At 68.4% G+C, this 12,772-nt stretch carries 9 protein-coding genes and 1 pseudogene; 9 read left to right on the top strand and 1 reads right to left on the bottom strand.

The genetic code is table 11. From position 1 onward, the window contains the following. The first annotated feature begins 103 nt into the window (after positions 1-103). The 4 genes from ACLZN2_RS34550 (at position 104) to ACLZN2_RS34565 (ending at position 2,270) form a co-directional block, all read left to right on the top strand. Complete coding sequence (locus ACLZN2_RS34550) at positions 104-934, top strand: IS5 family transposase (RefSeq protein ID WP_416983391.1); 831 nt, start codon at positions 104-106, stop codon at positions 932-934. Beyond that, on the top strand, positions 931-1,353 hold the full coding sequence (locus ACLZN2_RS34555) for a hypothetical protein (protein WP_416983392.1): 423 nt from the start codon (positions 931-933) through the stop codon (positions 1,351-1,353). Before ACLZN2_RS34550 ends, ACLZN2_RS34555 begins: the two co-directional genes overlap by 4 nt. A 243-nt stretch (positions 1,354-1,596) precedes the next feature. Beyond that, entirely contained in the window at positions 1,597-1,851 is a 255-nt protein-coding gene (locus ACLZN2_RS34560) for a type II toxin-antitoxin system VapB family antitoxin (protein ID WP_013001761.1), read from the top strand. Next, a complete protein-coding gene (locus ACLZN2_RS34565) occupies positions 1,851-2,270 on the top strand; it encodes a PIN domain nuclease (protein WP_416983393.1) in 420 nt (139 codons plus the stop codon). Before ACLZN2_RS34560 ends, ACLZN2_RS34565 begins: the two co-directional genes overlap by 1 nt. 406 nt (positions 2,271-2,676) lie before the next feature. On the opposite strand, the gene ACLZN2_RS34570 is transcribed toward ACLZN2_RS34565, so the two are convergent. Next, a complete protein-coding gene (locus ACLZN2_RS34570; RefSeq protein WP_416983394.1) occupies positions 2,677-8,490 on the bottom strand; it encodes an AAA domain-containing protein in 5,814 nt (1,937 codons plus the stop codon). A gap of 537 nt (positions 8,491-9,027) precedes the next feature. Here ACLZN2_RS34570 and ACLZN2_RS34575 point away from each other — a divergent pair. The 5 genes and pseudogenes from ACLZN2_RS34575 to ACLZN2_RS34595 all read left to right on the top strand — a co-directional run. Beyond that, positions 9,028-9,858 carry a hypothetical protein gene (locus ACLZN2_RS34575; protein WP_416983395.1) on the top strand — a complete coding sequence of 277 codons (831 nt, stop codon included), beginning with the start codon at positions 9,028-9,030 and terminating at the stop codon, positions 9,856-9,858. Positions 9,859-10,926: 1,068 nt separating this feature from the next. Further along, positions 10,927-11,181: a type II toxin-antitoxin system VapB family antitoxin gene (locus ACLZN2_RS34580; protein WP_416983396.1), complete on the top strand. Its 255-nt coding sequence runs from the start codon at positions 10,927-10,929 to the stop codon at positions 11,179-11,181. Continuing rightward, a complete protein-coding gene (locus ACLZN2_RS34585) occupies positions 11,181-11,600 on the top strand; it encodes a PIN domain nuclease (protein WP_416983397.1) in 420 nt (139 codons plus the stop codon). Before ACLZN2_RS34580 ends, ACLZN2_RS34585 begins: the two co-directional genes overlap by 1 nt. Before the next feature lie 475 nt (positions 11,601-12,075). Further along, the gene (locus ACLZN2_RS34590) at positions 12,076-12,291 is read left to right on the top strand and encodes a hypothetical protein (protein ID WP_416983398.1); all 216 of its coding nucleotides are present in this window, start codon (positions 12,076-12,078) and stop codon (positions 12,289-12,291) included. A gap of 203 nt (positions 12,292-12,494) precedes the next feature. After that, positions 12,495-12,728, top strand: a pseudogene (locus ACLZN2_RS34595) (IS21 family transposase); the annotation flags it as partial. Positions 12,729-12,772: the final 44 nt, after the last annotated feature.

Raw genomic sequence — 12,772 nt, forward strand, 5'->3', positions numbered from 1 at the left:
AGAGGGCGGTATGTGACGTAGTGCCGCGTTTGTTGTCGCTGGAACGTGTGGCACAGGCGTATCGGGGCTGATCGGGGAGTCCTGCCGTGCTGGAGTGTTCCTCGTGAGCGACCGCCAGCCCTACAAGAGCGACTTGTCCGACGAGCGGTGGGCCCTGATCGAGCCGGTCATCGCCTCCTGGAAGGCCCGGCATCCCTCGGTCAGCGGCCACCAGGGCGCCTACGAGATGCGGGAGATCGTCAACGCGCTGCTCTACCAGTCCCGTACCGGCTGCCAGTGGGACTACCTCCCCCACGACCTGCCGCCGGTCGGAGCGGTGAAGTACTACTTCTACAAGTGGCGCGACGACGGCACCGACCAGACCATCCACGACCTGCTGCGCTGGCAGGTCCGCGAGAGCCGGGGGCGCAAGGCCGACCCGAGCCTGGTGGTGCTCGACACCCAGAGTCTGCACGCGGCCGCCGGGGTGCCCGCGAAGACGACCGGAAAGGACGCGGCAAAAAAAGTCCCGGGCCGCAAGCGCGGCCTGGCAGTTGACGTTCTCGGTCTGGTGATCGCGGTGGTGGTGCTGGCCGCGTCCGCGCACGACAACGCCGCCGGCATCGCCCTGCTGGACAGGGTCGCCGCCGACACCGACACGGTGCATAAGGCCCTGGTGGACCAGGGGTTCAAGAACGCCGTCGTCGACCACGGCAAGAAGGTCGGCATCGAGGTCGAAGTCGTCGAGCGCAACCCGACGACCAGCGGGTTCGTGCCGCAACCGATCCGGTGGCGAGTGGAGCAGGTGAACGGGATCATGATGCTGCACCGCAGACTGGTCCGCGACTACGAACACCGGCCCGCCTCAGCCGAGTCGAGGGTGTACTGGGCCATAAGCGACCGGATGTCCAGGATGCTCACCGCGACCTCCACCCCCACCTGGCGCGGCGCATGAACAACGACGAGCTCACCCTGGGGGCGGTCCTCGCCCGCCTGGAGGAGCAAGAGCGTGAGCTCGCCGCGCAGGCCGAAGCGACGCGAGCGCACATCACGGAACTCACCGCGCAACTGGAGGAGTTCGACCGCCTCGCCGAAGAGGTGCGCATCACCCGCAAGACACTGCTGGCGCTGCCCGAGCCGGCCTCGCCGACACCGCCGCCCGTGAAGCTGCCGGACCATCCGGCCTACCAGCAGATCATGGCGGTCTTCGCCGCAGCCGACGCCCCGCTGCGGGCGCGGACGGTCTGCGAGGCAATGGACCTGGAGATCGCACCCAACAACGTCAACAACGTCCGGCTCAAGCTCAAGCGGCTGGCCGAACGCGGAATCCTGACCGAGCCCGAGCAGGGCTTGTTCACCAAGCCACAGTCGTAGCCGCCTGGTCAGGCCACGACCAGCCCGACAGCCCCACCCGAAAGCCCGAAACGGGCATCACGTCACGTACTGCCCTCTGAGGACGACTGTCCATTTCTCATAAGGGGCGACCGCGCGGCACGTCACCGTGAACGCCGCAGCCTCCATCCACGACGGAACCTACGACCGAAACGATATCTATCACCACCGATGAATGGTATCATTTCACTGGCAGAAACGCCTCCGAGAGGAGAGGATCACCACATGGCCAGAACCGTCATCGACCTCGATGAAGACATGGTCACCGAGGCCATGCGCATCTTCGGGACCAAAACGAAAGCCAAAGCCGTCCGCCTCGCCATGGAAGACGCCGTCAAGAGGCACCTGCGGCAGGAGGGCTTCGACGCCATGGAGGCCGGCGAGCTCGACTTCAGTGAGATCGTCGAGAACACCGGGCCCCGCAATGCAGACGGCTCCCTCAAGCACAATGGCGACCGCGACGGAGGCCGGGCCGCCTGATGCAGGACCGCTATCTGATCGACAAGTCCGCCCTCGCCCGCTGGACGAAGCCGAGCGTCAAGGAGGTACTCAAGCCTCTGCATGAGCGCTACCTCCTCGCCGTATGCCAGCCCACCGAGTTGGAGATGATCCACTCTGCACGGGACAGCTCGGAAGCAACACGGATCAGCACCTGGCTCCACGCCTTTGACTACCTCCGCACCGACGACGACATCTTCATTCGCGCTCTCGAGATCCAGCGCCATGCCCTCAACGCGGGCTTCCACCGCGCCCTGTCCCTTCCCGACCTGCTGATCGCCGCCACAGCGGAACTGCACCGGCGAACAGTCCTCCACTACGACGGCGACTTCGACATGATCGCCTCCCTCACCGGCCAACCCACCGAATGGGTCGTACCGCCCGGCAGCGCCGACCGATGAGAATGCCGGCCTTCCCCACCCCCGATGAGTTGCTGGTGTCCCTCATCGAATGGTCGCTGGGGAGTGCGGCAGCCGGCCTGCGTCAGCGCACTGGTCACCCTGTACAGCCGGGCTCTGCGCGGATCCCTGCGGGGCCTGAGCTGGACCGCCGAGGTAAGCCTCGTCGAGCTGGCCCTCGCCATCTTCTTCCTGGCGCCGATCGCAAACGCCCCCCTCGGCCTGTTCTACCTCTGCTCGGGACGGCGGCCAAGGCCCGTCGCCACCGGCGTCCGGCTCACCGCGGCTGCGGAGCGCTCCCGGGTCGCGCACGCTGGCAAACTGACCCGGCGGGACGCGGGGCTGTTGGGCACGACCAGCTACGGACCGCCCCCCCCCAGCCGCCGCGCAGCCCCGCTCCGCTGCGGTCTCAGTCCTGGATGTACCGGACGATGACGCGCATGCGCGTGCCCCGCTCCGTCTGCCAGCTCACCTCGTCCCCGACCTCTCGCCACATCAGCGCCTTTCCCTGCGGGGTGTCGGGGCTCAGCCGCTCCGCCTCGTCACCCGCGAGCATCGCGATCTCGTACGTCATGATGCCGGGCTCGTCCGGGTCCTCAACTCCGACTAGGCATCCAGGGACGACCATCACCCCGCCCGTCAGGGAGGAGTCAGGGACCACTTGGTCGAGCACGGCACGCAGGTGGCTGCGGCGCTCCTGCAGGGCCTGGCGCCGCCTGTCGTGATCGGACAGCTGGGCATTCCTGGACGACGAGTCCACGGCCACGATCTCCGGAAGCGGCTGGTCCAGCGCGTCCTGCACGCGCTGGAGCTCGCGCTGCACCCGTCGATGGGCGGCGACGCTGAGCCGGTCGACCGGGAGACGGAGGGAGGCCCCGGCACCGCCCGGCACCGCGGATCCCGTCACGGGGGTGGGTTCGTCGCCGCGGGTCGGCTGCCGCGGCACAGCCGGAAGACTCTTCACCGGGGCCCGGTCAGCTGCCGGTCGTGCACGCAGCAGTTCTGTCGTGCGGCCGTCGGAAGCGCCGGAGGATCCGGGTGCGTGGTGCCGCGCCAGCCCCACCTGACCGTCGTCTCCCAGCACCGGTACGTCTGCGTGGGCGATCGCGGCGCGGATCATGGCATGCACCTCGGGGTGGGACACCCGCACCACGGCATGCCCCTCGCGCAGGATGTCCACGGCGTCGGCCCCCGGGAAGCCCGGCGCACCCGCTCCCCCGAGAAACCGTGCGGTCCCGGGCACGGTCGCCCGCATGCTGAACGCGTGCTGGGCTGCATTGACCTCGTCGCGGTGCAGCCGTGCCACGGTCACGAATTGGGGTTGCGCCTCCTCGGCGCCGTGCGGGGGATGGAGGTTCACGCCTCCCCGGCGCGACACTTTTACGTGAATGCCAGCAGCGGCCAGCCCGTCACGAAGCCTTTGCCGCTGTTCATCGGTCCTCAGCCCAAGTCGGTCCGCCTCCAGTGCGAAGGCCCGCTGACTGATGACGCCCCCATTGGATGCGCCGCGCATCAGTCTCTCGATGACGTCGGGCTCCACGCTGCCAATGGGGGCGTCGTCGCTGTGGCCGGTAGGGACCGTAGGGCTGTGGCCGATCGGGTCCGTGTCGCCGTCGCGCCTGGGGACTGTACTGCCGTCATTTGCCGGAACCGTACCGCCGTCGGGGACCGTGCCGCCGTCCCCGGTCGGGTCCACAAGGTCACCGGTCGGGCCCGCAACGTTGTCCTCAGGGGCTCGGTTCAAGGGCGACGCTGACCGCAGCCCGCCGCCAGGTGGGTACGCCGCCGACTCGATGCCGAGTCGGTCGAGTTCCGCCCACAGCGGTTCGAGTGCCCGTTCCGGGTCGAGGAAGAAGCGGCTGCCTCGGATGCGGACGAACGTCCAGCCCACGCGCTCCAGTTCGCGCTGGCGTGCCGCGTCCGCGTCGGCGTTCTCCTCGGTGTGGAACGCGTCGCCGTCGCACTCCACGGCAAGGCGTCTGGTGCCGCCCTCGACGACGAGGTCGATGCGGTAGCGGCCAGCTGGATACTGCGGCCGCACCCGGTAGCCCTGGGCCCGCAGTGCCAGGTAGACACGCTGCTCGAAAAGGCTGTCGAAGGCCTCGTGCGGAACGTCCGGCCGGACCTCGCCGAGGCCGAGGCCGTCCTGCTCCTCGGCCGGGCGGGAGAACCAGTCCAGATAGGCACGCCGCAGATCGGTCTCGCCGAGTTCCGTGAGAGTGAAGCTGTGAAACAACCACACCTGGTCGCGGGCCCGGGATGCGGCCACGTTGAGGTGCTGCCGGTTCAGGGAGCTGCTGAAGGAGCCGATGCGGCGCGGCCCATCGGGGCCGGTGAGCGACACGACCGTACTGACGAAGACGATGTCGCGCTCGTCGCCCTGGAACTCCTCGGCGTTGCCCACGCGCAGGCGTCGGCGCTGTCTTTCGTCCAGCGGGATCCGGTCGGCCAGCAGGTCTTCGATGAGGTACTTCTGCCCCGCGCCGAGCAGGGTGATCACACCCATGGTGCGCCCCGCGTAGGCGGGGTCGGCGATGCACCGGGCGACCTCATCCACCAACCGCGCCGCCTCGGACCGGTTGACCTGCTTCTGCCCGCTCCCTTCGACGTAGCCATCGGGTACATGCACCGGGCGCAATGGCCGCAGCCGGTCGGCACCGTACTGTCGCAACGGCTGGAGCCGGCCGCCATAGCAGAGCTCGTTGGAGAATCCGATGATCTCCGGCATGCACCGGAAGTGTTCCTGAAGCATCAGCCTGCCGCGGCCTCCGGCCAGACCGGACGCGATGTCGAAGAGGCTGGCGGTCGGTGTGAACAGGTTGCGGCGGGCGGCGGGCAACTGGGCGAGGAGCCGTCGCTGGAGCGCGAATTGCTCGTCATGGTCCACGCCCACCTGGGCGGGGCTGACCTGCTGGTCGTCGCCGACGACGATCACCTTCGCACCCAGCCAGGCGAGCAACAGCGCCTCGGGGCCGGACTGGCTGGCCTCGTCGACGATCACGACGTCGAAGCGCCCGGCCCGGTCCATCGGCACGGTTTCGGTCACCTGGTGCAGCGGCATGATCCAGGCGGGCACCGCCGCCTGGCTGGCCTGCAAGCTCTCCCGGGCCTGTCGGCGGTAGGTGGCCGCGTATTTGCCGGTGCCCTTGCCCAGCTTGCGGACGTTCTGCTGGTACGAGGTGAGGGCCACGGCCTGGTCGTCCGTGAGCAGGGACAGACAGCTGAACCAGGCCTTGTCGGCCGCCAGCCGTTCCAGGCCGATGCGGATCTCGACGTCCGCCTCGGCGAGCAGCCGCATCTGCCGGGCCTCGACCTCCGGGTCCGTCAGCTCCTTCATACGGTCGTACCAGACCGACCACGCCCACGCGGCCTCGAAGTCCGCGAGCCGCGTGTCCCACTCTTCGTCCTCGGGTGTGGACTCCACTCTGTCGGCGAGGTCTGGGAGTTCGGCCGCGGCCAGCCGGTAGGAGTCGTCACATGCCTTCTTGCGCGCAAGTGCCTCCCGCAGATCGTCCACGTCGTTCACCGCGGCGCTATAGGCCGCGGGGTCTCGGGACTCGACCGCGGCGCGGGCTCGTTCCAGGGCTGCCGAGGCTCCCCTGCGGTGTGCCGCGGCGCGCAGTACACGCAGTGCGTCGTCGATCAGGGTGCGGGCAGGGTCGGCGTTCCTGCGCGCTGCTCTGGCCTTCAGGAGGTTTCGCACGATGGCGGCCCGCTCCGGGTCGCTCCAGCCGACGCCGGCCAGCCCTGGTGCGGCTGCGGCTGTGCCGACCACGGCGTGGCGCAGGTCGGCGAGAGCGGTCAGAGTGGTGAGGGTGGCGATGTCCTGGCGCAGGCGGGCGGTGCGCCGGGCGGTGGCCTGCCATGCGTCGTGGCCGTCGCCCCACTCCTGTTCGATGCCCTGGAGGTGCCGCTCCAGCGTGACGCGGTGCAGCACGGCGGACGCGGCGGTCGCTGTCTCCACGGCGCGGCCGTCGACGCGCACGGTCTCGGGGAAGTCGCCGACAGCCTTGCGCAGCTTGGTCTTCATACCCAGGGCTCCGCGCAGCTTCGCACCGGACGCGAGCCCGTCCCGGAGGGTGCCGGCGAGACCGAGGGCCGTCGGCACGTCGTACGCCTCCAGGCCAGTGACCAGGGTGGCGCCGAGGGCACGCTCCGCCTCCTCGATCGTGGTCAGGGCCGCGGTGGTGCGCTCGTGGCGGCTGCGCGCGCCGAGGTCCTGCCCAGCGAGGATTTCGTCGCGCAGCTCGGCGGCCCAGGCGGCCGGCATCGAGGTGGCTGCCCTGGCTGCGGCAGTGAAGTGGTCGAGCGCGGTGGCTAGTTGGTCCTGCTGTGCTGGGGTGAGGGCGGACACGGCGTCGTCGAGGCGGGAGACGGAACCGTCCTGCCGGAGCGCGGCGAGGTCGGCCTCTGCCGCCTTGACCGTCTCGACCGCCTCGGCGAAGGCGGGCACCGTGGGCAACTGCCCGGGCTCGGGCAGCGCGGCACTCACCGATGCGGCGAGAGCACGGTGTCGGTCGGTGAAGGCGAGCGCCGCACGGCGCAGGCGCGTGAGAACCTCGGCATTCAGCGTCGGGGCGTCAGCGGGGACGGCGCCGATCCAGCCGAACCGCGGGTGTTCCTCGGCGAGCCGCTGGGCGATCCGGGCCAGGGTTCCCTCGTAGTCGCCGATCTCGGCCGGATGGTGGTATGTCTCCTGCTCCCGCAGCGCACGCAGCGCCTTCAGGGCGAGCGCCTGCGCGGACCGGGCGGATCTGAGGCGCTCTTCGTGCTCCTGGATGCGTCGCCGGTATGCCCGTGAGGAGAAGTCTCCCTGCCGGTCGAGGATGGCCTTGACGGACTGCTCCAGTTCCAGTTGCCCGACTCCGTCGTCGGTACGGCTCACGCACAACTCGCGGATGCCGACGGGGAGTTTGTCTTTCAGAACCTTCAGGGCACGTGCCGTATGGCTGGTGATCAGTACGCGGTTGCCGTGCGCGAGAAGGTCGGTGACCAGATTGGCGATGGTGTGCGTCTTGCCGGTGCCGGGCGGTCCCTGGACCACGACGAGATCCCGGTCCCGCAGCCGCTCGGCGATGGTGCGCTGTTCGTCGTTGGAGGGCAGCGCGAAGTACAACTCCGGCGGCGGACCCGCGGCGTCACCACTGCCCGGTTCCCCCAGCGGGCGGTCACCGCCCGCACCGGCGATCGCCCGCAGCAGAGCGGTGGGCTCGGCGCCTTGCTCGATGGACAGGGCGACGGCGCGCAGCGCTTCGAGCATGCTGCGCCGGGTGCGCTCTCTGAGCAGCAGCACCGGCGCGAAGCTGACGACCGGTACGGAGGGGTCTCCCGCTGCTCGGTGCCGATTCGGTGCGCGGTCGTAGCGTCCTGCTTCGTGGGCCGCGATGATCCAGGTGGTGAGGGCCCGGTGCAGTTGGTCGGCGAGCTGCGGATCCGTGGTGTCGCCGGCGGCTTCCAGCTCCTGCCGTACAAGGGCACGAGTGTCTGCCCGCGCCTTCTGCCCGGGGTCGAGCATGGACTCCTCCAGCACCGGGCTGCCGTGCTCGGAATCGGGTCCGACGGCGATGGCTCCGGTGTCGGGGTCGATGGTGATGACGGCCCGGCAAGTGACGAGATGGCGACGGATCGGCTCGCCCTGCGCCGACCAGGTGAGGTAGCCGAATCCGACGACCAGTTCGAAGCTCTCGCCGAGTTCAGAGGCGTCCACGCACAGGCGGTAGAGGCGGTCGTAGGCACGTACGACGGGCTTCATGACGCGGTCGCGACGCGCCCACCCTTCCCATTCACGGGACCATGCGCGGTACTGGGCGTACACGGTGTCACGCTGGGGCGAGTCGGCCAGGGACACGGTGATGTGCCGGGTGCGTGCGCTTCCCTCGGCGGAGATCTCGTCCACCGGTATGTCCGTCTCCGCCCGCGGCTCGGGGGGCGTTTCCCTTGCCGAGTCGCGGATCTCCCGGTCGTCCAGCCAGTGGGCGAGCGGCAGCGGCGGAGCCGGCGGTTCGTGCCGTACGGGGCGGTCTGCCCGCAGCCACAACGGTGTGTCGCCGGGGACGGTGTCGGTGAGGAAGGAGCCGAACTGCGCGGGCAGGTCGGCGAACCACACCTGGTGCCTGGCGTCGTCGTGTGTCCGCACTGGCTTGGTGCGGCTCTCACCCACCTCCGCGAGGTAACGGAAGACGTGGCGGACAACATCGTCGGGCGTCACGGCGGATGCGGGCACGAGCCACCTCGCTGAACTGGTGGAACCAAAGTATGAAGATTGTGCGCATCCTATGTGCGTGGACCGTCTGAGAGGGCGAGTACCGCCTTCTGCTGAGCTGCGACGCGCGTGACGGTCCGGATGTTGTCTTCGAGCAATGCGCCTTCATGCCCGCGGACTGGGCGGCGCGAGTAGACGACCTGATCCGCCAGTTCGTCGGCGTGGAACAGCGCCACCTCCCGGGCACCAACGAAGCTGCTGCCCGGGACGCCCAGCCTTGTCCCGCACGGCGCTCCTGTTCTCGTAGTGAGAGACACCCCGCTCGGATCCGTGTCCGAGGGAAGGGCGGCGCGCTGCCCAGGCTGCCATGGGGCGCCGAGGACCAGGACGAGCCGTAGCCGGGGACAGGCGGATCCGACGGACAGGAGGTCCCCAACCTCAGTCTCGCTGGATGGCCCCACATCCCGCCCACCTTTGCCGAATGCAAAAATGCGGCCCTTGGGTGGACAAGTGCATCGGCTCGGGATGGGCACGAGCACTGTTGGAACGGGGGTAGCCATGGCGTTGGTTATGTGTCCACTGTGCAGCGACGACGAGGACATCGAGGTGATCCGCACGCTCGACGGCGGACGTCGTCTCGTGAAGCACCGGTGCGGCTACGAATGGGAGCACAAGGAGCCCACCGTCCCGCAGAGGAACCCGCTCCGCTCCTTCGACGACCTCAAGGCCCGTTTCCCGAAACCCGAGGACGTCGATCCCGAGCAGCTGGAGCGCGTGGCCCGGCTGAAGGAGCAGTACCTCGCCGTCAAACCGGACTTCGCCCCCGACGTGGCGGCCTACTGGTCGAAGTACCAGCAGATCTTCTCCCCCGACGGGCTGTGGACGTGCGACCCCAGAGTCCTCAAGGACTTCGCCAACTCCGAGGTCGGAGCCCGCCCCGGCAATCAAGCCACCTTCAACTCCGCGTGGAACGACATGGGCGATGCCACGGCCGGGGAGGCGACCCGCAGGACGATCGAGTACCTCCTGTACGGCCCTGACGACGTGCCGCTCGAAGACCGGCTCCAGCATCTGCTGGACGGCACCAAGCCGTTCGCCATGACCGGTTTCAAGGAGGCCCTTCTCACGAGGGTTCTCTGCGTGATGTACCCCGACCGGTTCCTGACGATCCTCAAGTACACGACGGAGGCGGGCGGCAAGCGCGAGATCGCGCGAATGGTCTACGGACTGGAGCTGCCAGCAGCCGAGTCGGTGAACTGGACCCTCGGCCGGCTCATCCTCTGGAGCAACGACCTCCTGAATGACCTCGTCGGCCAGAGCTTCGCCAACCAGCAGCACGCTGCCGCGTTCCTGTGGTGGGCCAAGGATCAGGTCGAGGGACTTCAGTAGGTTGCCGTACATCGCCTGTGGGCCCTCGTGGCCCCCGATGGGCTCTGCATGGCTGAACGCAAGCACGCCACCAGGGTTCAGCCGCTTCGCGATGAGCTCGCCGTGCCCGCGAAGGCGTCCACGACCGCCAGAGGGCTGTCCCGAGTCGCCCTACCAGACGAAGTCCAGCTCACCTTCGCGCAAGTCTCCCTGCCCCAGTCTGCACGACGGCTCCGCGCCATGAACGCGGAGGGCGAGGTCGTCGCCCTCCGACGCTGAGCGCCACCCCGAGGCCGTTCCCCCATGTGTATCAACGGGACCGCCGATTCCGCCTACGGCTGTCAGAACAACACAAGACCGAGACCGCTGATCGCAGCACCCGGACCGCCCGACCGGCGCCAGAACCCGCACTCGGCGAGAGAACTCCTGACTGTCCATCACGCACAGCTGTCCACCGGTTGTCCACCGAAGACATCGAGATCTGACGGGCTCCGTGGTTCAGCCGAGCAAAACAGCTGGTCACAGCCTTGCGGCAGCCTATCGACAACAGCATGTGAAACGGCGACCTACGCATTGCGATGCACAGACGGACAGTGTCGATTCGCCGAGATTCCAAGGTCAACGAAAACTAGAAACCCCAGGTCAGAGGCCTGACCTGGGGTTCACCATGGAGCCGCCTTCGGGATTCGAACCCGAGACCTACGCATTACGAGACCATGAGCGTTCGTGTTGCCTGGTACCTCGTCGTGCTGCGTGGTGACGTTTTTCCTGATCAGAGCACGTACGACAGGTTGACCCGTGCCACCCCGTGATGCACCGTCCAAAGGCGTCTGTCCACCGGCTGTCCACCGGCAGGGTCGCTTGGTCGACCACCTCCCGCCACCCCATCGCTTCTGGCGAAACCCCCGATAGGGGTGGAGCCCGGCATGAGGACGACTGTCCATTTCTCACAAGGGGCGACCGCGCGGCACGTCACCGTGAACGCCACGGTCTCCATCCGTGACGGAACCTACGATCAAAACGATATCTACCATAGCCGATGACTGGTATCGTTTCGCTGGAAGAAGCACTTCTGAGAGGATCACCACAATGGCCAGAACCGTCATCGACCTCGATGAAGACATGGTCACCGAGGCCATGCGCATCTTCGAGACCAAGACCAAGGCCAAAGCCGTCCGCCTCGCCATGGAAGACGCCGTCAAGAGGCACCTTCGTCAAGAGGGCTTCGACGCTATGGAGGCCGGCGAGCTCGACTTCAGTGAGATCGTCGAGAACACCGGGCCCCGCAACGCGGACGGCTCCCTCAAGCGCGACGGCGACCGGGACGGAGGCCGGGCCGTCTGATGCAGGACCGCTATCTGATCGACAAGTCCGCCCTCGCCCGCTGGACGAAGCCGAGCGTCAAGGAGGTGATCAGACCTCTGCACGAGCGCTACCTCCTCGCCGTATGCCAGCCCACCGAGTTCGAGATGATCCACTCCGCACGGGACAGCTCGGAGGCGACACGGATCAGCACCTGGCTCCACGCCTTCGACTACCTCCACGCCGACGACCGAGCCTTCGCCCGCGCCCTGGAAGTCCAGCGCCACGCTCTCAACGCAGGCTTCCACCGCGCCCTGTCCCTGCCCGACCTGCTGATCGCCGCCACAGCGGAACTGCACCGGCGGACGGTCCTCCACTACGACGGCGACTTCGACATGATCGCCTCCCTCACCGGCCAACCCACCGAATGGGTCGTTCCGCCCGGCAGCGCCGACCGATGAGAATGCCCGCCTTCCTCACCTCCGATGAGTTGTCTGGTGTCCCTCATCGGATGGTCGCTGGGGAGTTCGGCAGCTGACCTGCGTCAGCGCACTGGTCACCCTGTACCGCCTAGCTGTGTGGATCCCTGCGGGTCCTGGGCTGGACCGCCGGGGTAGGCCTCCTCGAACTGGCCCTCGGCATCTTCTTCCTGGCGCCGATCGCAAGCGCCCTCCTCCGCCTGTTCCACCTCTGCTCGGGACAACGACCAAGCCCGTCGCCACCGGCCTGACGCTCCGTATCCGCCAGATTTACCTGATTGCGCTGGAGGACCGGGCCGCGAGTGGCGACAGAGCGCGTCCGGCTCACCGCGGCTGCGGAGCACTCCCGGGTCACGCACGCCAGCAAACTGGCCTGGTGGGACGCGGGGCCGTTGGGCACAACCAGCTACGGACCGCCCCGCAGCCCCGCTCCGCTGCGTCCCGGGACGAGGGAGCCATGACGATCGTGACCGTCGAGGACGACGGGGTGGGGATGGACCCGGGCCGACTGAGCGATGCCCTCGCCAGCGAGCTGGAGGGGGTCCATGTCGGACTCCGCAACATCGACCTGCGACTGCGGCAGATCTATGGCACGGGGATGGGACTCGTGATCGACACCGCGCTCGGCGCGGGCACCCTGATCACGGTGCGCGTCCCCAAGTCGACGGCTTGACACCACCCGTCCGAACGGCTCCTGCTGCCCGGCGAAGGCGTCGGACAGGACCTCCCGGGCCCTGGCGCGTTCCCGGAGGTCCTGTCCGACGCGGAAGTGCTGCCCCTCGGCGGTGAGCGGCACCGCCCGCACAAGATCGCTGTCGCCGCGCGCCCGGCGTACGGCGTCTCGACGGACAGCGGCCCGGCTGGGCCGTCCGCCACAGGACCTGGCTGCGGTGCGCCTGGCCGGCCTGGTCGGGATTCCGGGTGGTCATCCCGATGCTCGACAAGACCCTGCCGACGATCGCCAGTTGCCTCGATGCGGCGGATCGGCGGAGCCCCGGCCTACGCGCTCACCGACAACGGGCGGACGGTCACCAGCGACCACATCACCCGCATACCCGTACGCAGCCGCAGATCATCGAGATCGGCCACCACTACGGGCTCACGGTCAGGCTCGACTCCTCGCGTTCGCCGTTCCTGCCGATGCCCGGACAGGT

This window comes from Streptomyces sp. T028, assembly GCF_048159505.1.
GTDB lineage: Bacteria > Actinomycetota > Actinomycetes > Streptomycetales > Streptomycetaceae > Streptomyces.

Coding starts and splice junctions, on each gene's coding strand:
- ACLZN2_RS34555 (WP_416983392.1), top strand. CDS start 931: ATGAACAACGACGAGCTCACCCTGGGGGCGGTCCTCGCCCGCCTGGAG.
- ACLZN2_RS34560 (WP_013001761.1), top strand. CDS start 1,597: ATGGCCAGAACCGTCATCGACCTCGATGAAGACATGGTCACCGAGGCC.
- ACLZN2_RS34565 (WP_416983393.1), top strand. CDS start 1,851: ATGCAGGACCGCTATCTGATCGACAAGTCCGCCCTCGCCCGCTGGACG.
- ACLZN2_RS34575 (WP_416983395.1), top strand. CDS start 9,028: ATGGCGTTGGTTATGTGTCCACTGTGCAGCGACGACGAGGACATCGAG.
- ACLZN2_RS34580 (WP_416983396.1), top strand. CDS start 10,927: ATGGCCAGAACCGTCATCGACCTCGATGAAGACATGGTCACCGAGGCC.
- ACLZN2_RS34585 (WP_416983397.1), top strand. CDS start 11,181: ATGCAGGACCGCTATCTGATCGACAAGTCCGCCCTCGCCCGCTGGACG.
- ACLZN2_RS34590 (WP_416983398.1), top strand. CDS start 12,076: ATGACGATCGTGACCGTCGAGGACGACGGGGTGGGGATGGACCCGGGC.